Consider the following 24,627-nt stretch of genomic DNA (forward strand, 5'->3'; position numbering starts at 1 on the left):
CGCCCCGCCGCAATTCACCCCTGCCGCCTGCGGTTTTGGCAAACACCGGATCAGTCCTCCTCCGCCTGATGACCCAGACGTGACGGCGGGCTGGGCAGAATAGCGCCGATGGTCAGGATGACGGGCCTTTACGGCACTGGCTCGGCAGGCATATAAGAGCGCAAACCGCCCCCGCATTCTGCGGGGGTTGGCATGCCATTCACTGGAAAGCCTCAAAATGTTCGGACTTACCGGCCTGTTCTCATCAGACATGGCAATCGACCTTGGGACCGCCAACACGCTGGTCTATGTCAAAAGTCGCGGTATCATTTTGAACGAGCCGTCGGTGGTGGCCTATCACGTCAAAGACGGGCGCAAACAAGTGCTTGCAGTGGGCGAGGATGCCAAGCTGATGCTCGGGCGCACCCCTGGCAGCATCGAGGCGATTCGTCCGATGCGTGACGGGGTGATTGCCGATTTCGACGTTGCCGAAGAGATGATCAAACATTTCATCCGCAAGGTGCACCGGCGCACGACCTTCTCGAAGCCCAAGGTCATCGTCTGCGTGCCCTTCGGCGCCACTCCGGTAGAGAAACGCGCGATTCGCCAGTCGGTGCTGTCGGCCGGTGCGCGCCGTGCGGGTCTGATCTCGGAGCCCATCGCCGCCGCAATTGGCGCCGGCATGCCGATCACTGATCCGACCGGCTCGATGGTCGTCGATATCGGCGGCGGTACCACCGAGGTTGCGGTGCTCTCGCTGGGCGACATCGTCTATGCGCGTTCGGTGCGCGTCGGTGGCGACCGCATGGATGAGGCGATCATCTCCTATCTGCGCCGTCACCAGAACCTGCTGATCGGTGAGGCCACCGCAGAACGCATCAAAACCACCATCGGCACCGCCCGCATGCCCGACGACGGGCGCGGCAAGGTGATGCAGATCCGTGGCCGCGACCTGTTGAACGGCGTGCCCAAGGAAATCGAGATCACCCAAGGCCAGGTTGCCGAGGCGCTGTCAGAAACCGTGCAGACGATCTGCGAAGCGGTGATGATCGCGCTCGAAACCACGCCGCCGGATCTCGCCGCCGATATCGTTGACCGCGGCGTGATGCTGACCGGCGGCGGCGCGTTGCTCGGCGATCTGGATCTGGCCCTGCGCGAGCAGACCGGATTGATCATCACCGTCGCCGACCAGTCGCTGAACTGTGTCGCGCTGGGAACCGGCAAGGCGCTGGAATACGAGAAGCAATTGCGCCACGCCATCGATTACGAAAGCTGACCCTAAGGTCGGCAACGAGGGATCGACGTGCCGTCAGACCGCAGCAATGAGGCCGATTTTGTCCGCCCCGTCAGACGTCTTGTTCTGGGGGTGATCGCGGTCGTATTGCTGGCGCTGTTCCTGCTCTGGCGTATCGACAGCCCGCGCGTCGAGCGGTTCCGCATGGCGGTGGTCGATACGGTGGTGCCGAATATGGATTGGGCAATGGCGCCGGTCACCCGCGTCACCCGCATGTTCGAAGACTTCCGCAGCTACGCCCGTATCTACGAGCAAAACCAAGAGCTTCGCCGCGAATTGCAGCAGATGCGCGCTTGGCGCGAGGCGGCACTGCAGTTGGAACAGCGTAACGCCCAGCTCTTGGATATGTCGCGGGTGCGGCTTGATCCGCAATTGACCCATGTCACCGGCGTGGTGATGGCCGATGCCGGCTCGCCTTACCGGCAGTCGGTGTTGATCAATGTCGGCGCGCGCGACGGGATCGTGGACGGCTGGGCGGTGATGGACGGGCTCGGACTGGCCGGACGGATTGCCGGTGTCGGCGACCGCTCGTCGCGGGTGATCCTGCTCACTGACTTCAACTCACGCGTGCCGGTGATGGTGCAACCCTCGGGGCAGCGCGCGCTCCTCAGCGGCGACAATTCCCGCGTGCCGGTGCTCGAATTTGTCGAGAGCGCCGAGGCCCTGCGCCCCGGCGACCGTGTGGTCAGCGCGTCGGACGGCGGCGTCTTCCCGCCCGGCCTCTTGGTCGGCGAAGTGGTGCAGGGCACCGACGGGCGCCTGCGGGTGCGGCTGGCGGCGGATTACGGGCGGCTCGATTTCCTGCGGGTGCTGCGCTCGCGCCCCGCCGAACGGATCGAGCAATCGGGCACCCTTTTGCGCCCGCTCGATGCCGCGGGCACGCCCTTGGACCCCGCCACCGGCGAGCCTTTGTTCGACGCCTACCCCGACGACGAAAGCCTCGCGCCCGCGCCCAATGTGCCGGTGATGCCAGTGCCCGGCGCACCGGATCTCCCCGTTGGCGTGACCACCGCGCCGCAAGCCGATGCCGAGATCAGCGGGTCCGCCGATGAATGATGCGCTCCGGTTTGAAACCCTCGCCTATCTCGGCCTGTTCCTGCTGATCGCCGCGCTCAGTATTCTGGCCCGTATTCTGCCGCTTTCCGTCGCCTCGGATGCTTGGCCGCGCCCCGATATCCTGATCGCGCTGACCATGGCTTGGGTGCTGCGGCGTCCGGCGCATATGCCCGCCATAGCCATCGTGCTGGTGTTTCTGGCCGAGGACCTGTTCCTGATGCGTCCCCCCGGCCTCTGGGCGCTGCTCATGCTTGTGGGCACAGAATTCCTGCGCCGCCGACAGCCTGTGGTGCGCGATATGAACCTGCTGTTGGAATGGGGGCTGGTCGCTTCGGTGATGGTCACGCTGTTGGTCGCCAACCGGCTGGGTCTTATGATTGTGATGACCCCGCGCCCGCCATTGGACTTGAGCCTTCTGACGCTGGTCTTCACAATGGCCGCCTATCCGCTGGTGGTTCTGGTGCTGCAAGGGCTGCTGCGGGTGCGCAAACCCGCCACCGGCGAGGTTGATGAACGGGGGCACCGGATATGAAACGCCCGGCCAAGGAAACCGAGGAAAGCGCCCGCAAAATCTCGCGCAGGGCGGCGCTTTTGGGTGGCGCGCAACTGGCCTTTGCCGGTGTCTTGGTGCTGCGCATGCGTTCGTTGCAATTGGGTCAATCCAGCGAATACCGCCTGCTTGCCGATGAAAACCGGATCAATATCCGCCTGCTGCCGCCCTCACGCGGGCTGATTCTGGACCGCAACGGGGTGACGATTGCCAGCAATGTGCAGAATTACCGCATCGTTTTGGTCCGCGAAGACGCCGGTGAGCCGCGCGAGGCGCTGGAACGACTGGCGCAACTGATCCCGCTGTCAGAGCCTGAAATCGAGCGCGCCGAACGCGAGATCCTGCGCCACCGCCCGTTTGTGCCGGTCACCATCATCGACCAGCTTAGCTGGGAGGAGGTCGCCCGCGTCGCCGCCAACGCCCCCGCCCTGCCCGGCATCACGCCGGAGGTCGGGCAAACGCGGTTCTACCCTTACGGCGCTGATTTCGCCCATGCGGTCGGCTATGTCGGGCCGGTCTCCGAGCGTGATCTCGCCGAGCGCGAGAACCCCGAGCCGCTGCTGATGATCCCGCGCTTCCAGATCGGCAAGATCGGCGTCGAGCGTGAGTTGGACGATAATCTGCGCGGCAGCGCCGGTCATCGCCGCATCGAGGTCAACGCCGTGGGCCGCGAAATGCGCGAGCTGGACCGGCAAGAGGGCGACCCCGGCACCAATATCGAACTGACGCTGGACCGTGAGTTGCAGGCCTTCAGCCTCGCGCGGCTTGGCGAGGAAAGCGCCTCGGCGGTGGTGATGGAGATCGCCACCGGCAATATCCTCGCGCTGGCCTCTTCGCCCTCCTTTGACCCGAACCTCTTTGTGCGCGGCATCTCGATCGACGATTACGCCGGTCTGCGCGACAATGATCGCCGCCCGATGTCGAATAAAACCGTGCAAGGCGCCTATCCGCCCGGCTCGACCTTCAAAATGGTCACCGCTCTGGCGGCGCTTGAGGACGGGCTGGCAACACCTGAAGAACGGGTGTTCTGCCCCGGCTATCTTGAGGTCAGCGGGCGGCGCTTTCACTGCTGGAACCGCGGCGGACACGGGCGCGTCAATCTGGTCTCGGCGCTGTCGGAAAGCTGTGATGTGTTCTTTTACGACATGGCGCAACGTGTCGGCATTGACCGGATCAACGCCATGGCCGCGCGGCTCGGGCTGGGCATCCGCTATGATCTGCCGCTCTCGGGCGTCTCCAGCGGTTTGAACCCCTCGCGGGAATGGAAACGCGCGCGCCGCGACGCCGAATGGGTGGTCGGCGACACGATCAACGCCTCGATCGGGCAGGGTTTCGTGCTGACCACGCCCTTGCAACTGGCGGTGATGACCGCGCGGCTGGCCACCAACCGCGAGATCCTGCCGCGTCTGGTGCATAAATTGGGCGGTGTCGAGCAGCCGATTGCCGATCAACCCTCGCTGGGGCTCTCGGCGGCGGGGCTGGCGCAGGTGCGGCGCGGCATGTCCGAAGTCTCGAATTCAAACCGTGGCACAGCCTATTCCTCGCGGATCGTCGATGCGACAATGCGGATGGCGGGGAAAACCGGCTCGTCGCAGGTGTTCTCGATTACCGCCGCCGAACGCGCCGCCGGTGTGCGCCGCCAGAGCCAACTGCCGTGGAACCGCCGCGACCACGCGCTGTTTGTCGCCTTCGCGCCCGAGGAAACTCCGCGCTATGCGATTTCGGTGGTGGTCGAACATGGCGGCGGCGGCTCCTCGGTGGCGGCGCCAATTGCCCGCGACATCATCCTCGCCGCGCAAAACCGCGGGCTGCCGCCGCTCGACGCTTATCCGCGTTCGCAGCGCAACCGCATCGAGTCGATGATCAACACGATATCCGAGCAGATCGGCCCCGCCGCCGTGCCGACCACCGGCCGGAGCCGCGCATGAGCTATCTCGAGTATAACGTCAAACTGACGCCCACCGGCCTGTCGAAAGTGCTCTATATCAACTGGGCGTTGGTGGTGCTGCTGACCGCTGTCGCCTCGGTCGGCTTCCTGCAGCTTTACTCGGTCGCGGGCGGGGATTTCGACCGCTGGGCAGGCCCGCAAATGCAGCGCTTCGCGATCTCGCTGGGGGTGATGTTCATTGTCGCCTTCGTGCCGCTATGGTTCTGGCGCAGCATGGCAGGGCTTGGCTATGCGGTCTCGGTGGTCCTGCTACTGGGCGTGGAGTTCTTCGGCTCGGTCGGCATGGGCGCGCAGCGCTGGCTCGAGATCGGGCCTTTGCGCCTGCAACCCTCCGAGATGACCAAAATCACTGTGATCATGGCGATGGCGGCCTATTACGACTGGCTCGACCCGCAGAAAGTCTCGCGGCCCCTATGGGTCGGCGTGGCGGTGGCGATGATCGCGATCCCGTCGTTCCTGGTGCTCAAACAGCCCGACCTCGGCACCGCGCTGCTGATCTTTGGCGGAGGTGCCATTGTGATGTTTTTCGCCGGTGTCAGCCTGTGGTATTTCGGCGGCGTGATCGGTGCGGGCGGCGGGGTGATCACCGCGGTTTTCGCCTCGCGCGGGACCGAATGGCAACTCTTGCGCGACTACCAGTTCCGCCGCATTGACGCCTTTCTCGACCCTTCGATTGACCCGCTCGGCGCCTCTTATCACATCAATCAGGCGATGATCGCACTGGGATCGGGCGGCTGGTCGGGGCGCGGTTTCATGCAGGGCACCCAGTCGCGGCTCAACTTCCTGCCCGAGAAACACACCGACTTTATTTTCAACACTCTGGCCGAGGAATTCGGCTTTGTCGGCAGCGTGTTCCTGCTGTCACTCTACATCGCCGTGCTGGTGGTCTGCGTGATCTCGGCGCTGCGGGCCAAAAGCCGCTTTGCCAGCCTGCTGACGCTGGGCATCGCGGGCAACTTCTTTCTATACTTCGCGGTGAATATGGCGATGGTGATGGGGCTGGCGCCGGTGGTCGGCGTGCCCTTGCCGCTGGTCAGCTATGGCGGCTCGGCGATGCTGATGATCCTGATCGGCTTCGGCCTCGTGCAAAGCGCCTGCGTCCACCGCCCGAGGGAGCGTGCATGACAACGATACTTTTCGCCGCCGGTCAGCGGGCTTGGCCCGTGTGGCAGGCGCCCCTGCGTGCTGCGCTTGTTGAAGCTGGCATTGACGCCGATCTGACGCTTGAAGCCGCGCCCGAGGATGTCGACGTGATGATCTACGCGCCGGGTGGTGACACGCCCGCCGATTTCACCCCGTTCACCAATTGCCGTCTGGTGCAAAGCCTCTGGGCCGGTGTCGAGCGCATCGCCCCCAATCCGACGCTGACCCAGCCCCTGTGCCGCATGGTCGATCCCGGGTTGACCCAAGGCATGGTGGAATATGTGGTGGGGCATGTGCTGCGCGCGCATCTCGGCGTCGAAGCGGTGAAATCCGCACAGCGGGCCCGCGACTGGGCGCCGGTGATCCCGCCCTTGGCCTCGGAACGGCCGGTGGCGATCCTCGGGCTGGGTGCTCTGGGCGCGGCCTGCGGCCGGGCGCTGGTCGGGCTGGGGTTTCAAGTCTTGGGCTGGAGCCGCACCGCGCGGCAGATCGACGGCATCACCTGCTATCACGGCACGGCCGGGCTGCGGGATGTGTTGGAGAAGGCAGAGATCGTCGTCACCCTGCTACCCGCCACCGCAGGCACCGAGAACACCCTCAACGCCGACACCTTGGCGCTGCTGCCGCGCGGGGCCGCGATCATCAATCCGGGGCGTGGCAGCTTGATTGATGACGACGCGCTTTTGGCGGCGCTGGATAGCGGGCAGATCGGGCATGCGACGCTGGATGTTTTTCGCAGTGAACCTTTGCCCCAAGATCACCGCTATTGGGCGCATCCAAATGTCACCGTCACGCCCCATATCGCCGCCGATACCCGCCCCGGCACCGCCGCGCGGGTTGTGGCCGAGAATATCCGCCGCATGCTCACCGGTGACCCCTTGCTCAATCTGGTGGATCGCAGCGCGGGATATTGAGCGCCGCGACTGGCCGCCAGAGCCGCGCCGGTCTTGACCTCGCCCCCGCTGCGTGGCCCTGTAGCCCGATGTGTGGACGTTTCGCGATAACCCTGCCGGATGATGCGATGGCGCAGATGTTTGATGCGGCGCCGGCGAATGATCTGCCGCTGGTGCCGCGCTATAATATCTGCCCGACCGATCCGGTGGCGGCGGTGGTCAGCGATGGCGACCGGCGGCGGCTGGGGCCGATGCGTTGGGGATTTCTGCCGCGCTGGTATAAAACCCCCACCGATGGGCCGCTGCTGTTCAATGCCCGCGCCGAGACTTTGGCCGAGAAACCCGCCTTTCGCGAGGCGGCGCGGCGGCGGCGGTGTTTGATCCCGGCGAGCGGGTTTTATGAATGGACCAAGGAGGGCGAGGCGCGGTTGCCGTGGTATATCACCCGCGCGGATGGGGCGCCGATGGTCTTTGCCGGGGTTTGGCAGGCCTGGGAGGGGGCTGCGGGCGCGCGGGTGGCCTCGGCGGCGATGGTGACCACGCAGGCGAGCGGGAAAATGGCGGAACTCCACCACCGCGTGCCGGTGATTTTGGAGCCCGAGGATTGGCCGCTCTGGCTCGGTGAGGCGGGGCATGGGGCGGCGCGATTGATGGCGCCCTTGGAGGAGGGGGCGCTGGCATTCCGGCGGGTCTCGGTGAAGGTGAATTCCAACCGCGCCGAGGGGCCGGAGTTGATCGACGAGATCGAGAGTTGAGGCGCTGTCCCGCGCGTGGGACGGGTGCAGGATGTAGGGATATCAAGGGGTTAGTGTGTCGCGTTAAGGGGGTGTTAGGGATGATTGCGAGCATCCTTTATGTGCCAGCTATGTTTCCTATATGAAGTTTTAATGAATATTGCATACCAATAGATCATGCCGATTACATATTAATTGATTAATATCCCCCGTATGCTAGCTTGGCAGCATCAAAGTAAAGGAGCGCTTAAAATGAGTAACGACGTGGTTGAAAATAGCAGCAGTGATCCGGCGCGGATTGCGTACGAAATGGCGAAGGACATGTGGTGGGAAACACACCAAAAAAACCCCAATCTGTCTGACGCCGCAAACTTTATACAACTTGTGAACAGCTGCGCACTTTCATTGAAAGGCAGGTCTCCCGAAAAAACAAGGCTCGACTGGATCTGAAAATCCATTGTCGCCCAAACTAACTAACTCCACCATTTGGCGTAGAAAACGCAAGTGGTTATTTATTCCCCAGTCGCTCTACTTGCGCCGCAGTATGCGCGACGCGCCAATAACGTGACTGCAAATACGGATCGTGTCAGCCTGCGCGGTTTGCCGCACATCTTCGTATCCAGCGCGGACGTTCAAACCTTCCAGAATCTGCCCTAGAAGCCCAGCATCGAATTCCTTTGCGACATTAAGAGCTTCGGCAGTTTGCTCCGGCAACTTGCTCAAGGCCTGCACAAGATAATTGTCACCAAAATGCCGTGCCGTGGCAGCAATATCAAACATATCACGCGGCTGTAGGCGGTTGCCTCTGTGATAAATCTTCTTTGCAATAATCTCCGCCGGTGTCTCCAGTTCGACAAGCGCCCCTCGCACATTAAATCGAACTGTTGCTTCGGTTAGAACTGGGAAACTGCAAATAAAGTCGATTTCGCCGATCCCGTCGAAAACGATTTTCAGACTCTGCACACCATCCGTTTTATAGGTACTGGGCGCAATCCGCAGTTGAAAATCCTGCGTCTCGGGATTCAGATACGGCAGCACCGAGGGGTCATCGATGAAAAAATCGACATCATGGCTTTCGCGATGATCTATCTGCAACATCAAGGCGGTACCGCCACCAAATGCCCAATAGCGCACAACCTCGGATGCCGCATTCGCCTGAGCTATGATGGAGACTGCGGCATCAAACAACTCCGGCCAGCGGCTGGGCGAAGGTGTGTTCATGTGCGCCGGTTACGCCGCGAGTGCCAGCTTATAAGGGCAGGATGCTTGCAGGTTCTTGGCAACAGCTTGCACCTTATCATACGGCAAATTCATCTCTTCAATGAAAGCCTTTTGAAGTTGCGGCGCGACTTCGGAGAAAAACGAAAACACCGGTCCCAATGTGGCTTTAGAAGCCTCAAGACCAGAGATGCAGGCCGCGAGTTGCCCAGCCGAAAGCTGCGCACCATAGGGTGCGTTCACTGTGGCAAGAACGATGGACGCGGTGGGCAACATGGCCGCTTTCTTTCATTTTGTCAGGGCAACACCGTAACAGACCTTATATATATGTGTTGCGAGGTGCTTGCGTCAACTATTGTCGTCTCCGCGGCCGGCCCTGGTTCGACGCATTTTACGGCGCAAAAGCTTTCGAATTCATGACGATCACGAGCAATTGCGTTCTTCAGCTTTGCACGGGGGCACCCCGGGCAGCGCCCGTCCCTCCCCAGTGCCGCCCCTGTAGGGTGTGTGCTCTGCACGCACCGTCGCTCTATTCCATCAAGCGGCGGGTGGCGGCGCGGGCTTGGGTGGCGAGGAGCCCAGTGTCGAGCGTGGTTAACTGCCCGTCGCGCACCACCTGACGGCCCTCAACCAGCAGATGTTTCACCCGGTGCGGCGCGCAGAGGACCAGCGCCGCGACCGGATCCCAGGCACCCGCCGTTTGCAGGCTTTGCACGTCCCAGATCGCGATATCGGCGCGTTTGCCGGGCACCAGCGAGCCCAGCGCCGCCGCGCGGCCCAGCACCTTGGCGCCGCCGAGGGTGGCGATCTCCAGCGCCTCGCGGGCGCTCATCGCATCGGCGCCATTGGCCACGCGCTGCAACAGCATCGCCTGCCGCGCCTCGCCGATCAGATCACCGGCGTCGCTGCTTGCCGAACCGTCAACGCCCAGACCAACCCGCACCTTGGCGTCGCGCATCTGGCGCAGGGGCGCGATGCCCGAGCCGAGGCGGCAGTTTGAACAGGGGCAATGCGCCACGCCGGTGAGGGTTTTGGCAAAGAGGGCGATCTCGCTGGCGTCAAGTTTCACGCAATGGGCGTGCCAGACATCGGCGCCGGTCCAGCCGAGGTCCTCGGCGTATTGCCCGGGGCGGCAGCCGAATTGGGCCAGCGAATAGGCGACATCCTCATCGTTCTCGGCCAGATGGGTGTGCAGCATGACGCCCTGCTCGCGGGCCAGAGCGGCCGTGTTGCGCATCAGGTCGCGGCTGACCGAGAACGGTGAGCAGGGCGCGAGGGCGATGCGCAGCATGGCGTTTTCTGAGGCGTCGTGGAAGTCATGGATCACCCGCTGGCTGTCATCAAGAATGGCGGTGTCGCTTTCCACCAGCGTATCGGGGGGGAGGCCGCCATCGGATTCGCCAATCGACATCGCGCCGCGGGTGGCGTGAAAGCGCAGGCCGACCTCGAGCGCGGCCTCGATACTGTCGTCAAGCCGCGCGCCATTGGGAAAGAGATACTGGTGGTCCGCCGACATCGTGCAACCCGAGAGCGCCAGCTCCGCCAGCCCGAGTTGCGCGGAGATGCGGAAATCATTGGGCGTATAGCGCGCCCAGATCGGGTAGAGGGTGCGCAGCCAGCCGAACAGCAGCGCGTCCTGTCCGCCCGGCACCGCCCGCGTCAGGGTTTGATAGAGATGGTGGTGGGTGTTCACCAGACCCGGGGTCACCACACAGCCGCTGGCGTCGATCACCTCATCGGCGCGGGCGGCGGCATCGGCGGGCAGATCGGCACCCAGCGCCGTGATCTCGCCGTCCTTGATCAGCAGCGAGGCTCCGGCCAGCTCACGCCGCGCCCCGTCCATGGTGACGATCACATCGGCATTGCGGATAAGGGTGTGCATATGGGCCTCCTGCTCGGGTGGAATGGGAATGGCGCGCGAGTCCTTACGACCCGCGCGCCATTGTATCACGTCAGGCGCCATCCGGCGTCAGTCGTTGGCAGGGGCTGTCCCTGCCAGCGTCACTCCTTGCCGGTGTCCGCGTCATAGCGGTGGCCGGCCATCCCGCCCGAGATCCCCGGAGCGGCTTCGCTGGCCAGTTCTTCGGGCAGCATCAGGTTGAGCAGCACCGCGATACCGGCGGCGGGCAGAAGACCCGAGGTCAGCAGGATTTTCAGCGTGTCGGGCAGGTGCTGCAGCGCCGAAGGCTCGAGTTGCAGGCCCAGACCGACCGAGAGCGAGACCGCGAAGATCACCATGTTGCGGCGGTTCCAGTCGACATCCGAGAGCATCGAGATGCCCGAGGCGGCGACCATGCCGAACATCACGATCACACCGCCGCCGAGCACATTGATCGGCACCGTGTTGATCACCGCGGCGACCTTGGGGATCAGACCGCAGGCGATCAGGAAGATCCCGCCGATGGTGACCACATGGCGGCTCATCACGCCGGTCATCGCGATCAGCCCGACGTTCTGGCTAAAGGACGTATTGGGCAGCGCGCCAAACACGCCCGAGACCGCGGTGCCGAGACCATCGGCGAATGTGGCGCCGGCGATCTCCTTGTCGGTGGCCTCGCGTCCGGCGCCGCCTTTGGTGATGCCGGAGACATCGCCGACGGTTTCAATCGCCGAGACCACGGCCATGAAACACATGCCGATGATGATCGCCCAGTTGATCTCGAACCCCCAGTGGAACGGGCTGGGCACGTTGAACCAGCCAGCGCGGGGGAGGTTGGAGAAGCTCACCTGCCCCATGAAATAGGCGACGATATAACCGGCGATGATGCCCAGAAGCACCGCCGCCACGGCGGTAAACCCGCGGGTGAAGAATTTGATCCCGAGGGTGACAAGCACCACGACCAGCGCGGGGAACCATTTTTCCAGCGTACCGAAGTTCTCGGTGCCCATCAAGGGCACACCGCCGGCGGAATACTGGATGCCGACTTTGACCAGCGCGAGGCCGATCATTAGAACGATGAGACCAGTCACCAAGGGCGGCAGGGCAAAGCGGATTTTACCGATGAAAAAGCCCAGAAAGAAGTGGAACACGCCGCCGAGCATCACGCCGACCATCAGCCCGCCCAATCCGGCGGTGCCGAGACCGGCGACGGCGGGGATCATGATCGGGATGAAGGCAAAAGACGTGCCCTGCACGATGGGGAGCTTTGCGCCCACCGGCCCCAGACCGATGGTCTGGATCAGCGTGGCCAGACCGGCAAAGAGGATCGACATCTGGATCATATAGGTCATATCGGGAAACCCGAGCGCGCCTTGATCCGAGCCAAAACCGATGCCCGCCGCGCCGCAGATGATGATCGCCGGAGTGACGTTCGAGACGAACATCGCCAGCACATGCTGGATGCCGAGCGGGATCGCAGTGCCGATGGGGGGGGTATAATTCGGGTCGCGGAGCTGTTCCGGCGTCCCGATGCTATTGTCTGCCATTGTCCTAATCCTTCCCTGAGAGAGATTTTATTCGCGCCGGCCTCATACCACTCTCGGTGATTGGCATGGGCCGGTTAGATCCGGTCGGGTTTACCCCCGTCCTGTTATTTTATCGGTTTGCCCGATTTCCTCGGGTCGTGGTTCAGGGCCGTGGTTTGGCCTCGTATTTTGGTGCCGTGTTTTAGTGTCGGCTTTTCGTCTCGACTTTGGGGTCGTTTTTTCGTCTTGGCGTTAAGGCGCGCCAGTCACGCGCATTGGCACAGCGATGAACCACCCCATACTCTGGGACAATCTAAACCCTGTGTCACGTTAATCTTGCACCACAGTATATGGGGTGTCGAACCAGTGCTCCTGTAGATTGGCGGTGTCGCCGATCCGGTCGATGACGGCAAAGAGACCCGGCGCCGACAGCGGGGTCAGCACGCCGTGCCAGATATTGCGGTGAAAATTGATCGCCTGCGCGCCATTGGTCAGGAAGGCGCGCGGGGTGCCGGGGGTGCCGCCCTGATCAAGGGCTACGATCACCATAAAGGGGTTCTGGTGCATCGGGACGAAAGCCTGCGAGCCTTCGGGGTGACGCTCGACCAGTTCCAAGACATAGGGGAATGCGCGCGGTTCGGCGTTGAAAATCGAGATACCGGCGCGGCCTGCGGGCATGGTCTCGGGCCCGAAATCCAGCGCGGCGCGGTCATGGTGACGGCCGCACATACCTTGGTTGATCAGCTTGTCAGGGGCGCCGCTGGCATCGAGCAGATCGCCGAAAGGGGCGAAGGCGGCGGCGGTGAGGGGTTCGGTGCGGATGGTGTGCGTCATGGGCCTCGGGTGGTTCTTGATGAGAGCGCCGGGGGCTTCACGCCCCCGGACCCCCGTGGGATATTTATGGACAGATGACGGGGGCCGAAATTGCTTGGGGCTGCGGTTAACCTTGGTGGCCGGGGTTGGACCAGGGGCCGCGCAGGCGGGCGTGGCGGTTGACGTCTTTGTAAAGCAGGTAGCGGAAGGGTTCCGGTCCGGCGGCGTAGCAGGCCTGCGGGCAATAGGCGCGCAGCCACATGAAATCACCGGCCTCGACCTCGACCCAATCCTTGTTGAGCTTATAGCTGGCCTTGCCCTGCAGCACGTAAAGCCCGTGCTCCATGACGTGGGTTTCCTCAAAGGGGATCAGCCCGCCCGGCTCGAAGGTGACGACATTGACGTGCATATCGTGGCGCATGTCTTCGGTGTCGATCAGGCGGGTGGTGGCCCAGCGACCCTCGGTGTCGGGCATGGCGTTTTTGGGCAGGTCACGCTCATTGGTGACAAAGGCCACGGGGCGGGTGAGACCCTCGGCGGGCTCCCAGAGTTTGCGAATCCAGTGGAAACGCGCCGGGGTGTCACCCGTGGCGGTGAGGGACCATATGCTGCCCGCAGGGATATAGGCGAAACCGCCGGCGGTGAGCGCGTGGGTGGTGCCGTCGATGGTGACACTAAGGGTGCCTTCGGTGACGAAAAGCGCGGATTGCGCCTGCGGGTCATTGTCGGGCGTGTCGGAACCGCCGCCGGGCGCGACCTCCATCACATATTGGCTAAAGGTCTCGGCAAAGCCCGACATCGGTCGGGCGATGATCCACAGGCGGGTGTCACGCCAGCCGGGCAGATAGGAGGTGACGATATCCGAGAAACAGCCGCGCGGGATGACCGCATAGGCCTCGGTGAACACCGCGCGCTGGGTCATCAGCGCGGTCTGCGGCGCGAGGCCGCCTTTGGGGGCGTAGTAGCTCTGGCTCATGGCAGCAAATCCTGCAGGCGAATTTCGGCGATCCGCTCGACTTGGGCGCAGGCGGTGGCGAATTCGGTGTCGGTGTCATTGGCGATGCGGCGGGTGAATGCCTCGGTGATCGTGGCTTTGGTGTTGTCGCGCACGGCGATGATGAAGGGAAAGCCGTGTTTGGCGACATAATCCGCGTTCTGGCGCTGGAAGTTTGCGCGCTCTTCGTCGGTGAGCGCATCGAGACCGGCGGAGGATTGCTCATGGGTGGATTCGGCGGTGAGGCGTTTGGCCTCGGCCAGTTTGCCCGCCAGATCGGGGTGGGCGTTGAGGACGCCGAGACGCTCCTCGCGGCTGGCCGAGCGGAACATGCGCGCGAGGGCATTGTGCAGGCCCACGGCGGTGTCATGGGCGGGGCCGAGCTCCAGATCAAAGGCGCGCTCGGCGATCCACGGGGAGTGTTCAAAGATCGAGCCGTAGCGGGCGACGAAACTGGCGCGGTCCATCTGGCTGGGGCGCTCAATACGCTGGTGCGGGTGGTGCGCGGCCCAGAAATCGGCGATTTCGCTGCGGGTGGCGAACCAGGCGCCGCCCTTTTGCGCGACATGGTCGAGAAAGCGCAGGAAGCCCGCCAGTTTGCCGGGGCGTCCGATCAACCGGCAATGCAGACCGATGGAGAACATCTTGCCGCCCTCGGCGTGGAGGACATCGAAGGCGTCGATCAGATATTGGCCGAAGTCCTGCCCCGTCACCCAGCCGGGCGCGGTGGCAAAGCGCATGTCGTTGGCCTCGAGCGTATAGGGGATCACCAGTTGATCGCGGGCGCCGATCTCGCGCCAATACGGCAGGTCGTCATCGTAAGTGTCTGAAATCCAGTCAAACGCGCCGGTCTGCGCGGTCAGGTCCACGGTGTTCTCGCTGCAGCGGCCGGTGTACCAGCCGCGCGGGGCGGTGCCGGTGACTTCGGTGTGCAGGCGGATCGCCTCTTGGATCTGCGCGCGTTCCTCGTCGGCGGGCATGTCCTTGTGCTCGACCCATTTGAGCCCGTGCGAGGCGATGTCCCAATTGGCGGCTTTCATCGCTGCAACCTGCTCGGGGTTGCGGGCCAGCGCAGTGGCGACGCCGTAGATTGTCACCGGCAGGTTGCGGGCGGTGAAATGCTTGTGCAGCCGCCAGAAACCGGCGCGGGCGCCGTAGTCATAGATCGATTCCATGTTCCAATGGCGCTGGCCCGGCCAGGCGGCGGCACCGGCGATATCGGAGAGAAACGCCTCGGAGCCGGCGTCGCCATGGAGGATGCAGTTCTCGCCGCCTTCCTCATAGTTGAGCACCAGGGAGATCGCGACTTTGGCGCCATTCGGCCAAGTGACCTGCGGGGCGCGCGGGCCGTAGCCGATGAGGTCGCGGGGGTAACGTTTGGAATCACTCACGGGGTCTTCATCCTTTTGCGTCACAGCAGGTCGTCGGGGTTTCTGCGGGTCATTTGCCAGTATATCCCAAAAGATCGCCCGCGATTTTCATTATTTCCCGAAAAGAGTTTTCTCAACTGTCCATTTGGCAGTCGCAGCAATCTCGGGCAGGATGCGGCGGCATCAGCATGGCAACAGGAGCAGTTTATGGCCGGATATCTCACCACGCATGTTCTGGATACGGCGCGGGGCTGCCCGGCGGCGGGGCTGAAGATCACGCTCTATGCGGTGGCAGGCGATGAAAAGCGCCAGTTGGCCGAGCTGGTGACCAATGGTGACGGGCGCACCAATGCGCCGATCCTGCCGGCTGATGATTTCAAGACCGGCACCTATGAGTTGGTGTTCCACGCGGGCGACTATCTGCGCGCGACGGGGCAGGAGGGCGATGATCCGCTGTTTCTCGATCAGGTGCCGATCCGCTTTGGCATGTCGGATGCCGCCGCGCATTACCATGTGCCGCTGCTCTTATCGCCCTACGGGTATTCGACCTACCGCGGCAGCTAAGACCACCGTGCTATCTGACCCCGCGGCTCACAGGTCGCGGGTCAGCTCCTCGAGCGCGCGTTTGCAGTGCTGGGTGATGAAATCCGAGAACAGCTGCACCTTGGGATCGCGCAAACGCCGGTGCGGGGTGAGGATGCTCAGCGTCACCGGCAGCGGCGGCGTCGCCTCGGCGACTTTGACCAAAGCGCCCGAGCGCAGATGCGGGGCGACCTCGAACAGCGGTTTCATCACGATGCCATGCCCGTCGAGCGCCCATTGCGTCAGCACATCGCCGTCGTCGATCTCGAAGGGGCCGGAGATGTCGAATTTCTGATAACCGTCAGGGGTTTGCAGGGTCCATTGGAACTCTTTGGCGCCGGGAAACCGCAGGTTCAGACAGTCGTGCCTGTCGCGCACCAATGCGGCGCCATCCACCGGCATGCCGCGGCGCTGCACATAAGAGGGCGCGGCGCAGAGCACCCGCGGGCATTCCGCAATCACCCGCATTTTCAGCCCCGAATCCTCGAGCCGCCCGAGATGCAGCGCCACATCCAGCCCCTCGGTGGTCAGGTCGATGATCCGGTCGGAGAGCCGCAAACGCAGGTCAATCAGCGGGTTTTCGGCCTTGAACGCGGGCACGAAGGGCGCCACGAACCGCCGCCCGACGCCCAGAGGCGCGCCGACAAACAGCACCCCGCGCGGGTTTTTAGCGGCATCGGCAACGGCGGCTTCGGCATCGGCAATCGCCTGCAGGATGGTCTGCGCACCGTCATAAAACAGCCGCCCGTTCTCGGTCGGTTGCAATGAGCGCGTGGTGCGGTTGAACAGCCGCACGCCGAGATGCTTCTCCAGCTCTGATATCCGCCCCGAGGCCACCGCTGGCGAGGTCCGCTGGTCGCGCGCCGCCGCCGACATCGAGCCCAATTCATAGACCCGCACGAACATCTGGATCAATTTGACATAGGCCATTGTTCGTTCCCGCTTGAAAGTCTTCTGTCATTTGAAGAATTAACAGAAAGGCCACTTCTGGTATAGCCTTTGGCAAAACAATGGGGAGAGAGCGATGTTTGAACTCGCGATAATCGGCGCATGGGCGGAATTTGCGGTGCGCTGGCTGCATGTCATCACCGCGATGGCATGGATCGGCTCGTCGTTCTATTTCATCGCGCTGGATCTGGGGCTGCGCAAATCCCCGCATCTGCCCGAGGGCGCGCATGGCGAGGAATGGCAGGTCCATGGCGGCGGCTTCTACCATATCCAGAAGTATCTGGTGGCGCCGGCGCAGATGCCCGAGCATCTGATCTGGTTCAAATGGGAGAGCTATACGACATGGCTGTCGGGTTTCGCGCTGATGGTGTTGGTCTATTATCTGGGCGCGGAATTCTATCTGATCGACCCGAATGTGATGGATCTGGCGGTCTGGCAGGCGGTGGCGCTGTCGGTGGGGTCGCTGGCCTTCGGCTGGCTGATCTATGACCAGATCTGCAAGCGGTTTGTGAATGCAAACCAGACGCTGGTGATGGTGGCGCTGTTTGTGGTGCTGGTGGGCATGGCGTATTTCTACACCTCGGTGTTCTCGGGCCGTGCGAGCCTGCTGCATCTGGGCGCGTGGACGGCGACGATCATGTCGGCGAATGTGTTCATGATCATCATGCCCAACCAGCGGGTGGTGGTGAAGGATCTGCAGGAAGGCCGCAAGCCCGATCCGAAATACGGCAAGATCGCCAAACAGCGCTCGACGCATAACAATTACCTGACGCTGCCGGTGATTTTCCTGATGCTGTCGAACCATTATCCGCTGGCCTTTGCCACCGAATATGCCTGGATTATTGCCTCTTTGGTGTTCCTGATGGGGGTGACAATAAGGCATTATTTCAACGCCAATCACGCGGGCACCGGCAATCCGACCTGGACCTGGGCGGTGACGGCGGTGATTTTCATCCTGATCATGTGGCTCTCGGTGGTGCCGCGGCAAAGCGCCGAGGAAGAGCTCGCCGCGCTGCCGCCTGCGGCGCAGCGGTTCGCGCAGTCCGAGCATTTCGAAGAGGTCTATTACGCGGTCGCCGGGCGCTGTTCGATGTGCCACGCCGAAGAGCCGGGTTATCCGGGCATCAATTGGGCGCCGCGCGGGCTGGTCTTGGAAACCGAGGCGCAGATCGCCCGCGCCGCGCAGCAGATCTACCTGCAATCGGGGCGCAGCACCGCGATGCCCCCCGCCAATGTCTCATGGATGGAAGACGAGGAACGCGCCCTGATCCGCCGCTGGTATCAAAGCGTCACACAGGGCTGAGCCCCTCCCTTCAATATAACCCCCCTCAACAGAAAACCGGCGCCCTCCCCGAGAGCGCCGGTTTTCTCTATGCAGCAAGTCCAAAACTCCGCCCCCGTCATCTGTCCAGAAATATCCCGGGGGAGGCGTAGCCGGGGGCAGCGCCCCCATTCGCGGGCCTGCCCGCGTCCCTATAGTGGCGGCGAAGGCGGGCCATAGGCCCTCCGCCGCCGCCACATCCTGCTTAGCGCATGTCGCGTTCAATTGAATTCACCTGTTGGCGTGAACGCATTTGCTTTGCAAACGCTGCCTCACGCCAACAGGCACATACGCAGATCATCTTCGTCGCGACACGCTTTAATCAATCCGCGTAATGCGCCCGTCGGTATAGGGCGTATAGGGCGTGTTTTCAGCAAGGAATTCCGCCACCACATCGCCAACATCGGGGCCGAAGTCATAGGCGTTGATCGCATTGTCGCGGAACATCGCATAGCCATCGCCGCCGTTGCGCATAAAGTCATTGGAGACCACGCCATAGATCATCTCGGGATCAATCGGCACAAAGCCGCTCTCCGACATCACCATCACATCCGAGATCCGGCTGCCGGGCTCGGCGGTGGAATTGACCGTGTATTGCAGTCCCGAGACCTGCGCAAAGCGCCCGCCGCCGTCTTCCAACCGGCTGGCGCCATTTTCCAATGCGGCGATGACATCGGCGCCGGACAGCTCAAAAGTGGCCAGCGTGTTCTGGAACGGCAGCACCGAGAGCACTTCGCCCAGGGTGATCGTGCCTTCGTCAATCGAGGCGCGCAACCCGCCGCCGTTCTGGATCGCGATACTGATGCCCTGCCCTGCCACGCGCGAGAGCATCGCATCGGTGACCAGATTGCCCATCTGGCATTCGACCTGACGGCAGACGCTGCGGTCGCCCTCGATCGGGCCGGCGGATTCCGAGACCACAAGGCTGCGCGTCGCCTCGATCGGCTCGGCCATGCTGGCGACCCATTCGGCGATCTCGGGGTCGGGCTGGACCTCGGCGTTGATCTCGATGGTGTCGCCCGAGGCGAACATCAGTTTGCCGTCACCGTCGAGTTCCAGCACCAGATGCCCCAGATAGCGGCTATAGGCGCCGGCCTGCACCACCGGCACCATGCTGCCGTCGACATTATCCACCCAGGTCGGATAGGGGCCTTCGCGGCGCGGGTCGGTGGCCGAGAGATAGGTATGGCTATGACCGCCGACCACCGCCGTCAGACCGGGGATCTGCGCGGCCATTTCCTGCTCGGGCACATAGCCGACATGGGTCAGGGCGATGATCGTGGTGATCCCCTGCTCCTGCAGCTCCTCGACCGAAGAGCGCACCGATTCCAACGCGTCATTGACGATAATCGTCGGCCCCGGCGAGGAGATATCCGGCGTGTCATTGGTGATCGCGCCGACAACACCGACCTGCAGGTCACCGGCGGTGAGCACCGCATAGGGCACCACGCGACCGGCCAGCATATTGTTGCCCGAGACATCGAGATTGGCCGCGACCAGCGGGTATTCGGCGGTTTCGGCAAAGACCATCAGCCCCTCGGGGCCGTTGTCGAATTCATGGTTGCCGACCGCCATCGCATCCAGTCCGATACGGTCGTTCAACTCGGCCTCGGCGCGGCCGCCGTAGGTGGTAAAGAACAATGAGCCCTGCGAGCTGTCGCCAGCGCTGAGCACCAGCACGGGATCGCCCTGCGCAGTGATCGCGTCGCGCATCTGGTTGATCAGGGTGAACAGCCGCGCGGCGCCGCCAAAGCACTCACCGGCGGCGTCATCTTCCGCTGAACAGGTCGAGTTGAACCGGTTGATCGGCTCGATCCGGCTGTGGAAATCGTTGAAATGCAGGATGTGCAAATGCGTATCCGCCAGCGCGGGGGCGCCCAGCGCCGCCAGTGCCGCCGCGCCGGTGAGCGCCCGCAGTTTCGGTGAAATGGACATCGTCGACTCCCCTGTTGTTTTTATCCCTATGCCGCAGGTTGCGCGGAATTGACCGTCAAGTCAAAGCCCGTGAGCAGGGGTTGCGGGACTTTGGGCGGGATCGGCAGGTTTTCGCAGTGCGGCGACTTGCGGGAGCGGTTGGTTGCGCTTTGAGTGGCGGGTGGCGGGAGGTGATTACGCGCTGCGTATCTTTTGTCAGGCACCGGCGGAGCGCCGTGCCCACTTTCAGGCCCTGCGGCACACCTTATCCTCTGTCAGGCCCGGCGGCACCGCCGGGCCGCGCCCGACCCTCCCCCCGGGAGGGCGCATTGTTGATGGCCTTCACAGCACGCCTAGCATGAATGCTATTGAGCGCAGCGCGCTGTGGAAAGGATGCGCGCGCCCGCCCAGGGTCGGGCGCCGCCCTATGGACTTTGGGATTGAGGCCGGTCTGGACGACAGGAGACAGGATTATTCTGCTCGCTCCAGATCAACCGTCAGGCGCGGGGCACCCTGGGCCGCGCCCGTCCCTCCCCACGGGAGGGCGCCTTGGCGAAGTGGTGAGCGGCTCGGACGGCTTGGATGCTTTTGAACACGGCGCGTTGCGGAAAGGATGCGTGCGCCCACCCAGGTTCAGGCGCGGCCCTGGGTGCTTAGGGGGTGGTTGGAATTGGGCGGTAGGCGCCACATAAGTGAAAGAATTGCTCGCGCCGTATCAACCGTCTGGCCCGGCGGCACCGCCGGGCCGCGCCCGACCCTCCCCATGGGAGGGCGCCTTGGAGATGTGGTGAGCGGCTCGGACGGCATGGGCGCTTTTGAGCGCGGCGCGTTGTGGAAGGGATGCCGGCGCCCGCCCAGGGTCGGGCGCGGCCCTATTCGCTTTGCTTTACCGGCGCTGCAAGTCACCTGCGGCTCTGGGCGAGCGAAAGGAATGGATTGTTCAGGCACGCGGGCGCCCTCTCTGGGCGGGTGCGACCCTTTGCGCTTTGGCTCGGCCAGCGGCAAAGCCGTGGGCGATGCAGCGGGGCAAAGCGGGCGCCCATTCGCCATTGGCATTGACCGCGGCGCGTGGTTTCGGCATGAGCATCTTATGATGATATACAAGATATTCCGCCGTTCCGAATGGGACGATTTCACCATTGCCGGGCGGACCTTGGGCGCGCCGGTGGATCTGACCGATGGCTACATCCATCTGTCCACCGCCGCGCAGGTCGCCGAGACCGCGGCCAAACATTTCTCGGATCAAAGCGATCTGGTGCTGGTGGCGGTGGATGCCTCGGCGCTGGGCGAGGCGCTGAAATGGGAGCCCTCGCGCGGTGGCGCGCTGTTTCCGCATCTCTACCGGCCCCTGTTCCTCACGGATGTCATCTGGGACAAATCCCTGCCCTTGGGCGTCGCCGGACATATCTTTCCCGAAGGGGTGATCTGATGATCAGCGCGCTGGGACTGAAGGCAATGCACCGGCTCGACCCCGAGCGCGCGCATCATCTGGCGCTGCGGGCGTTGCGGCTGGGGCTGGTGCCGGCGACGGGGGTCTATACCTCCGCGCGGCTGCGGGTGCAGTTCGCCGGGCTGGAGCTGCCCAATCCGGTGGGGCTGGCGGCGGGGTTCGACAAGAACGCGGTGGCGCTGGCGCCCTTGGCCAAACAGGGGTTCGGCTTTCTCGAGGTCGGCGCCGCGACGCCGCGCCCGCAAGAGGGCAACCCGCGCCCGCGTCTGTTCCGGCTGAGTGAGGATCAGGCGGTGATCAACCGCTTTGGCTTTAACAACGAGGGCGCGCAGGCGATTGCCGCGCGGCTGGCGAAACGGCCCAAGGGTCGGGGCGAGCGCGCGGTGGTGGGGCTTAATCTGGGCGCGAATAAAGACAGCGACGACCGCGCCGATGATTTCGCGCAAGTCCTGCGGGTCTGCGGGCCGCATGTGGATTTCGCCACGGTGAATGTGTCCTCGCCCAATACCGAGAAGCTGCGCGACCTGCAGGGGCCCGAGGCGCTGCGCGCACTTCTGGCCGGTGTGATCGCGGCGCGGGACGAGATGGCTGCGCCGATCCCGATCTTTTTGAAAATCGCACCGGATCTCGATGCCGAGGGGCTAGCGGGGATTGCCGAGGTGGCGGTCAGCAGCGGCTTGGATGCGGTGATCGCGACCAATACCACGCTCTCGCGGGAGGGGCTGGTAAGCGCCCATGCGGGCGAGGCGGGCGGGCTCTCGGGCGCGCCTTTGTTCGAGCGCTCGACGCGGGTCTTGGCGCAACTATCCAAGCTGACCGATAGCGCATTGCCACTGATCGGGGTCGGCGGGATTGCCAGTGCCGAGGATGCCTATGCCAAGATCTTGGCCGGGGCGAGCGCGGTGCAGATCTACTCGGCGCTGATCTATCACGGCATGACACTGGTCGATGAAATCGCGCGCGGGCTCGATGCTTTGCTTGAGCGTGACGGGTTCGAGACCATCGCGCAGGCAAGCGGAAAGGGACGCGACGCATGGCTGTAACGCTCTGGCACAATCCGCGCTGTTCGAAATCCCGCGCGGCGCTTGCTTTGCTTGAGGATAAGGGGCTGGCGGTCGATATCCGGCTCTATTTGCAGGATGCGCCGGATGCAGAGGCGCTGCGCGAGATGCTGGCGGCGCTGGAGCTGCCGGCGTCGGCATTGTTGCGCAAGGACGGGGCGGCGCTCAAGGACCGGCCCGAGGCTGAGATCATCGCGGCGATGGTCGAGACACCGGCGTTGATCGAGCGGCCGGTGGTGCGGATCGGTGAGCGCGCGGTGATTGGCCGCCCGACCGAGGCGATCGAAGACCTGCTTTAGCGACTGGCCACCGCGCTGCCGGCCTCGCCGCCCACCGCGCTGATCGCAAACACGCAGCCATCGCTGGGCAATTGCGGCACGGTGGCGCAAAGCCCGCGCGCCACGGTCCATGCGGCGAGCACCCGCGGCACGTAATCGCGGGTCTCGGCATAGGGCGGCACGCCGTGGTTGCGCCGCACCGCGCCCTCGCCGGCGTTATAGCCGGCCAGCGCCAGCACGATATCATTGTCGAACTCGCCCAGCAGCCAATCGAGATAAGCGACCCCGCCGCGGATATTCTGCGCCGGATCATTGCTGTCCGTAACGCCGAAGCGTTCGGCGGTGGCGGGGATCAACTGCATCAGCCCCTGCGCGCCCGCATGGCTGACCGCGGTCACACGACCGGCGGATTCCACCGAGATCACCGCCAGCGCCAAGGCCGGAGAGACCGAGGTGCCGATGGTCGCGCCCAAGATGCGGGCGCCGTGGCTGGCGGCGATGTCTTGCAGGTGCTGCACCGAGGGTTCGGGGATACGCGCGCCCTCGGGCGCCATGCGCAGGGCGGCGATGGAGGCCAGAAACCGCCCCTCGCCCTGGGTCAGACCGGCTGGCACATAATCCCAATACCAGCCAAAGCGCGCCGTGGGCGGGGTGCTGGCGTCGGGCGTGGCCTGCGGTGCGGCGAGGGCGGTGGGGCTTGGCGCGACGGGCGCAGGCGGGGCGATGCGGCGGGCCTGTTCTTCGGGGTCGATCTGCACGGTGATCCGGCTGCTGCCATTCTGCGGCGCGACGGCAATGCGGCGAAAGGTGAAATCCTCGGCATTGGCGGGCGGGACATAGGGCGCCACGGCCAAAACCGCCGCCAGAAGGGCGACGCAACGCGGGGCGGGGAACTTGGGCAAGCTGCTCGGCATGGACCCAACTTTACTGGCGTTTCTATCGCGCGCCTTTGCTGTTGCTGCCCAGATTGACAGAAAACCCGCAGATTCGCAAACCTGCTGATCCGGCGCTCATGCAACCGATAGAGGAGGTCGTTGCGCGAGGTGGAACAATCAAAGCAATCCGCCACGCTGACGAAACAATGCCGCGGTATGTCCTAATATTTACCTTTTTTTAGTCTTGATTGCCCCGCGCTGCGCCGCATTCACGCCACGCGAACACCCGATATTCAATCATGTTCGGAGGGTGTCGCTGGCCCAAACCCATTAACTGCCAAGGCGTCTCCGGGCATTATTTTAGTATAGGCAATCTGGAGAAAACCTATGAAAATGACTGCAATGATCAAGCATTTCGCTGCCGACGAGTCGGGCGCTGTCACCGTGGACTGGGTGGTTCTGACCGCCGCCATCGTCGGCCTCGGGCTGGCGGTTGTGACCTCGGTCCGCACCGGTGTGAACTCGCTGGGCACCGATATCTCGAACTCGCTGACCACCGCTTCGGTGGCGACGCTGAGCACGCTGGGCAACAATAGCTAAGCCTGCCGGCGCGAAGATCGGGGCTGCGTTTCGGCGCAGCCCTGACGTTTAGACTGAGGGATCGCCCGGTATTAGAGCGGCGAATCATCCTTGATACGGCCTGCCGGTGCTGGGATTTTGCCCAAGCGTGGCGACAAAAGAGCAGCGGGATTGTCGCGCTGCAATGAACGATCAGAGCCGGGGCGCAGCAGCGTCAACCGG

The 24,627-nt window shown here is 63.6% G+C and carries 24 protein-coding genes; 14 read left to right on the forward strand and 10 right to left on the reverse strand.

Going from position 1 to position 24,627, the window contains the following annotated elements:
- Positions 1–217: 217 nt before the first annotated feature.
- From DDE20_RS08190 to DDE20_RS08225, 8 genes are all read left to right on the forward strand, one after another.
- Positions 218–1,255, forward strand: a complete 1,038-nt coding sequence (locus DDE20_RS08190) for a rod shape-determining protein (RefSeq protein WP_116558000.1) — start codon at positions 218–220, stop codon at positions 1,253–1,255.
- Between the two features lie 27 nt (positions 1,256–1,282).
- Positions 1,283–2,329 (forward strand): rod shape-determining protein MreC, encoded by a 1,047-nt coding sequence (mreC, locus tag DDE20_RS08195; RefSeq protein ID WP_116558001.1) that lies wholly within the window; start codon positions 1,283–1,285, stop codon positions 2,327–2,329.
- Positions 2,322–2,861 (forward strand): rod shape-determining protein MreD, encoded by a 540-nt coding sequence (locus DDE20_RS08200; RefSeq protein WP_116558002.1) that lies wholly within the window; start codon positions 2,322–2,324, stop codon positions 2,859–2,861. The genes mreC and DDE20_RS08200 overlap by 8 nt, the downstream gene beginning before the upstream one ends.
- Complete coding sequence (mrdA, locus tag DDE20_RS08205) at positions 2,858–4,807, forward strand: penicillin-binding protein 2 (RefSeq protein ID WP_116558003.1); 1,950 nt, start codon at positions 2,858–2,860, stop codon at positions 4,805–4,807. The genes DDE20_RS08200 and mrdA overlap by 4 nt, the downstream gene beginning before the upstream one ends.
- A complete protein-coding gene (rodA, locus tag DDE20_RS08210; protein WP_116558004.1) occupies positions 4,804–5,952 on the forward strand; it encodes a rod shape-determining protein RodA in 1,149 nt (382 codons plus the stop codon). Before mrdA ends, rodA begins: the two co-directional genes overlap by 4 nt.
- Complete coding sequence (locus DDE20_RS08215) at positions 5,949–6,884, forward strand: 2-hydroxyacid dehydrogenase (RefSeq protein ID WP_116558005.1); 936 nt, start codon at positions 5,949–5,951, stop codon at positions 6,882–6,884. The genes rodA and DDE20_RS08215 overlap by 4 nt, the downstream gene beginning before the upstream one ends.
- 68 nt (positions 6,885–6,952) lie before the next feature.
- A complete protein-coding gene (locus tag DDE20_RS08220) occupies positions 6,953–7,618 on the forward strand; it encodes an SOS response-associated peptidase (protein ID WP_116558006.1) in 666 nt (221 codons plus the stop codon).
- A 231-nt stretch (positions 7,619–7,849) separates the two neighbouring features.
- A complete protein-coding gene (locus DDE20_RS08225; RefSeq protein ID WP_116558007.1) occupies positions 7,850–8,047 on the forward strand; it encodes a hypothetical protein in 198 nt (65 codons plus the stop codon).
- A gap of 78 nt (positions 8,048–8,125) precedes the next feature.
- On the opposite strand, the gene DDE20_RS08230 is transcribed toward DDE20_RS08225, so the two are convergent.
- The 7 genes from DDE20_RS08230 to puuE all read right to left on the reverse strand — a co-directional run bounded on the left by DDE20_RS08230 (position 8,126) and on the right by puuE (position 15,418).
- Positions 8,126–8,818, reverse strand: a complete 693-nt coding sequence (locus tag DDE20_RS08230; protein ID WP_116558008.1) for a nucleotidyl transferase AbiEii/AbiGii toxin family protein — start codon at positions 8,816–8,818, stop codon at positions 8,126–8,128.
- Between the two features lie 9 nt (positions 8,819–8,827).
- A complete protein-coding gene (locus DDE20_RS08235) occupies positions 8,828–9,091 on the reverse strand; it encodes a hypothetical protein (protein ID WP_116558009.1) in 264 nt (87 codons plus the stop codon).
- A 253-nt stretch (positions 9,092–9,344) separates the two neighbouring features.
- Entirely contained in the window at positions 9,345–10,697 is a 1,353-nt protein-coding gene (locus tag DDE20_RS08240) for an 8-oxoguanine deaminase (RefSeq protein ID WP_116558010.1), read from the reverse strand.
- A gap of 119 nt (positions 10,698–10,816) precedes the next feature.
- On the reverse strand, positions 10,817–12,241 hold the full coding sequence (locus tag DDE20_RS08245) for a uracil-xanthine permease family protein (protein ID WP_116558011.1): 1,425 nt from the start codon (positions 12,239–12,241) through the stop codon (positions 10,817–10,819).
- Between the two features lie 309 nt (positions 12,242–12,550).
- Complete coding sequence (locus DDE20_RS08250; protein WP_116558012.1) at positions 12,551–13,054, reverse strand: ureidoglycolate lyase; 504 nt, start codon at positions 13,052–13,054, stop codon at positions 12,551–12,553.
- A 106-nt stretch (positions 13,055–13,160) separates the two neighbouring features.
- The gene (locus DDE20_RS08255) at positions 13,161–14,009 is read right to left on the reverse strand and encodes a bifunctional allantoicase/(S)-ureidoglycine aminohydrolase (RefSeq protein ID WP_116558013.1); all 849 of its coding nucleotides are present in this window, start codon (positions 14,007–14,009) and stop codon (positions 13,161–13,163) included.
- Positions 14,006–15,418 (reverse strand): allantoinase PuuE, encoded by a 1,413-nt coding sequence (gene puuE, locus DDE20_RS08260; protein ID WP_116558014.1) that lies wholly within the window; start codon positions 15,416–15,418, stop codon positions 14,006–14,008. The genes DDE20_RS08255 and puuE overlap by 4 nt, the downstream gene beginning before the upstream one ends.
- A 186-nt stretch (positions 15,419–15,604) precedes the next feature.
- Here puuE and uraH point away from each other — a divergent pair, with 186 nt between their 5' ends.
- The gene (gene uraH / locus DDE20_RS08265; protein WP_116558015.1) at positions 15,605–15,961 is read left to right on the forward strand and encodes a hydroxyisourate hydrolase; all 357 of its coding nucleotides are present in this window, start codon (positions 15,605–15,607) and stop codon (positions 15,959–15,961) included.
- 27 nt (positions 15,962–15,988) lie between these two features.
- Here uraH and DDE20_RS08270 read toward each other — a convergent pair whose 3' ends face one another.
- Positions 15,989–16,909, reverse strand: a complete 921-nt coding sequence (locus DDE20_RS08270) for a LysR family transcriptional regulator (RefSeq protein WP_116558016.1) — start codon at positions 16,907–16,909, stop codon at positions 15,989–15,991.
- A gap of 94 nt (positions 16,910–17,003) precedes the next feature.
- On the opposite strand from DDE20_RS08270, the gene DDE20_RS08275 reads away from it, so the two are divergent.
- The gene (locus tag DDE20_RS08275) at positions 17,004–18,230 is read left to right on the forward strand and encodes a urate hydroxylase PuuD (protein ID WP_116558017.1); all 1,227 of its coding nucleotides are present in this window, start codon (positions 17,004–17,006) and stop codon (positions 18,228–18,230) included.
- A 336-nt stretch (positions 18,231–18,566) separates the two neighbouring features.
- Here the strand turns inward: DDE20_RS08275 and DDE20_RS08280 are convergent, their stop codons facing one another.
- On the reverse strand, positions 18,567–20,183 hold the full coding sequence (locus tag DDE20_RS08280) for a bifunctional metallophosphatase/5'-nucleotidase (protein ID WP_116558018.1): 1,617 nt from the start codon (positions 20,181–20,183) through the stop codon (positions 18,567–18,569).
- 1,069 nt (positions 20,184–21,252) lie between these two features.
- Here DDE20_RS08280 and DDE20_RS08285 point away from each other — a divergent pair.
- Genes DDE20_RS08285 through DDE20_RS08295 form a run of 3 tightly spaced genes read left to right on the forward strand, consistent with a single transcriptional unit; the run spans position 21,253 to position 22,972 of the window.
- Positions 21,253–21,591 carry a DUF952 domain-containing protein gene (locus tag DDE20_RS08285; RefSeq protein ID WP_116558348.1) on the forward strand — a complete coding sequence of 113 codons (339 nt, stop codon included), beginning with the start codon at positions 21,253–21,255 and terminating at the stop codon, positions 21,589–21,591.
- Positions 21,591–22,655, forward strand: coding sequence for a quinone-dependent dihydroorotate dehydrogenase (locus tag DDE20_RS08290; RefSeq protein ID WP_116558019.1), 1,065 nt, complete (start codon positions 21,591–21,593; stop codon positions 22,653–22,655). Before DDE20_RS08285 ends, DDE20_RS08290 begins: the two co-directional genes overlap by 1 nt.
- Positions 22,646–22,972 (forward strand): ArsC/Spx/MgsR family protein, encoded by a 327-nt coding sequence (locus DDE20_RS08295; RefSeq protein WP_116558020.1) that lies wholly within the window; start codon positions 22,646–22,648, stop codon positions 22,970–22,972. Before DDE20_RS08290 ends, DDE20_RS08295 begins: the two co-directional genes overlap by 10 nt.
- Here DDE20_RS08295 and DDE20_RS08300 read toward each other — a convergent pair.
- Entirely contained in the window at positions 22,969–23,865 is an 897-nt protein-coding gene (locus DDE20_RS08300; protein WP_116558021.1) for a lytic transglycosylase domain-containing protein, read from the reverse strand. The two genes, DDE20_RS08295 and DDE20_RS08300, sit on opposite strands and share 4 nt — an antisense overlap.
- 348 nt (positions 23,866–24,213) lie before the next feature.
- Between DDE20_RS08300 and DDE20_RS08305 the strand changes: the two genes are divergently transcribed.
- Positions 24,214–24,426 carry a Flp family type IVb pilin gene (locus DDE20_RS08305; RefSeq protein ID WP_417586977.1) on the forward strand — a complete coding sequence of 71 codons (213 nt, stop codon included), beginning with the start codon at positions 24,214–24,216 and terminating at the stop codon, positions 24,424–24,426.
- Positions 24,427–24,627: the final 201 nt, after the last annotated feature.

Origin of the sequence: Pararhodobacter oceanensis, from assembly GCF_003076755.1 — a bacterium.
Classification (GTDB): domain Bacteria; phylum Pseudomonadota; class Alphaproteobacteria; order Rhodobacterales; family Rhodobacteraceae; genus Pararhodobacter; species Pararhodobacter oceanensis.

Excerpts from the sequence above, each read along its gene's own strand:
- DDE20_RS08190 (WP_116558000.1), top strand. The coding sequence starts at position 218 with ATGTTCGGACTTACCGGCCTGTTCTCATCAGACATGGCAATCGACCTT.
- DDE20_RS08200 (WP_116558002.1), top strand. The coding sequence starts at position 2,322 with ATGAATGATGCGCTCCGGTTTGAAACCCTCGCCTATCTCGGCCTGTTC.
- mrdA (WP_116558003.1), top strand. The coding sequence starts at position 2,858 with ATGAAACGCCCGGCCAAGGAAACCGAGGAAAGCGCCCGCAAAATCTCG.
- rodA (WP_116558004.1), top strand. The coding sequence starts at position 4,804 with ATGAGCTATCTCGAGTATAACGTCAAACTGACGCCCACCGGCCTGTCG.
- DDE20_RS08215 (WP_116558005.1), top strand. The coding sequence starts at position 5,949 with ATGACAACGATACTTTTCGCCGCCGGTCAGCGGGCTTGGCCCGTGTGG.
- DDE20_RS08220 (WP_116558006.1), top strand. The coding sequence starts at position 6,953 with ATGTGTGGACGTTTCGCGATAACCCTGCCGGATGATGCGATGGCGCAG.
- DDE20_RS08225 (WP_116558007.1), top strand. The coding sequence starts at position 7,850 with ATGAGTAACGACGTGGTTGAAAATAGCAGCAGTGATCCGGCGCGGATT.
- DDE20_RS08230 (WP_116558008.1), bottom strand. The coding sequence starts at position 8,818 with ATGAACACACCTTCGCCCAGCCGCTGGCCGGAGTTGTTTGATGCCGCA.
- DDE20_RS08235 (WP_116558009.1), bottom strand. The coding sequence starts at position 9,091 with ATGTTGCCCACCGCGTCCATCGTTCTTGCCACAGTGAACGCACCCTAT.
- DDE20_RS08240 (WP_116558010.1), bottom strand. The coding sequence starts at position 10,697 with ATGCACACCCTTATCCGCAATGCCGATGTGATCGTCACCATGGACGGG.
- DDE20_RS08245 (WP_116558011.1), bottom strand. The coding sequence starts at position 12,241 with ATGGCAGACAATAGCATCGGGACGCCGGAACAGCTCCGCGACCCGAAT.
- DDE20_RS08250 (WP_116558012.1), bottom strand. The coding sequence starts at position 13,054 with ATGACGCACACCATCCGCACCGAACCCCTCACCGCCGCCGCCTTCGCC.
- DDE20_RS08255 (WP_116558013.1), bottom strand. The coding sequence starts at position 14,009 with ATGAGCCAGAGCTACTACGCCCCCAAAGGCGGCCTCGCGCCGCAGACC.
- uraH (WP_116558015.1), top strand. The coding sequence starts at position 15,605 with ATGGCCGGATATCTCACCACGCATGTTCTGGATACGGCGCGGGGCTGC.
- DDE20_RS08270 (WP_116558016.1), bottom strand. The coding sequence starts at position 16,909 with ATGGCCTATGTCAAATTGATCCAGATGTTCGTGCGGGTCTATGAATTG.
- DDE20_RS08275 (WP_116558017.1), top strand. The coding sequence starts at position 17,004 with ATGTTTGAACTCGCGATAATCGGCGCATGGGCGGAATTTGCGGTGCGC.
- DDE20_RS08280 (WP_116558018.1), bottom strand. The coding sequence starts at position 20,183 with ATGTCCATTTCACCGAAACTGCGGGCGCTCACCGGCGCGGCGGCACTG.
- DDE20_RS08285 (WP_116558348.1), top strand. The coding sequence starts at position 21,253 with ATGATGATATACAAGATATTCCGCCGTTCCGAATGGGACGATTTCACC.
- DDE20_RS08290 (WP_116558019.1), top strand. The coding sequence starts at position 21,591 with ATGATCAGCGCGCTGGGACTGAAGGCAATGCACCGGCTCGACCCCGAG.
- DDE20_RS08295 (WP_116558020.1), top strand. The coding sequence starts at position 22,646 with ATGGCTGTAACGCTCTGGCACAATCCGCGCTGTTCGAAATCCCGCGCG.
- DDE20_RS08300 (WP_116558021.1), bottom strand. The coding sequence starts at position 23,865 with ATGCCGAGCAGCTTGCCCAAGTTCCCCGCCCCGCGTTGCGTCGCCCTT.
- DDE20_RS08305 (WP_417586977.1), top strand. The coding sequence starts at position 24,214 with ATGAAAATGACTGCAATGATCAAGCATTTCGCTGCCGACGAGTCGGGC.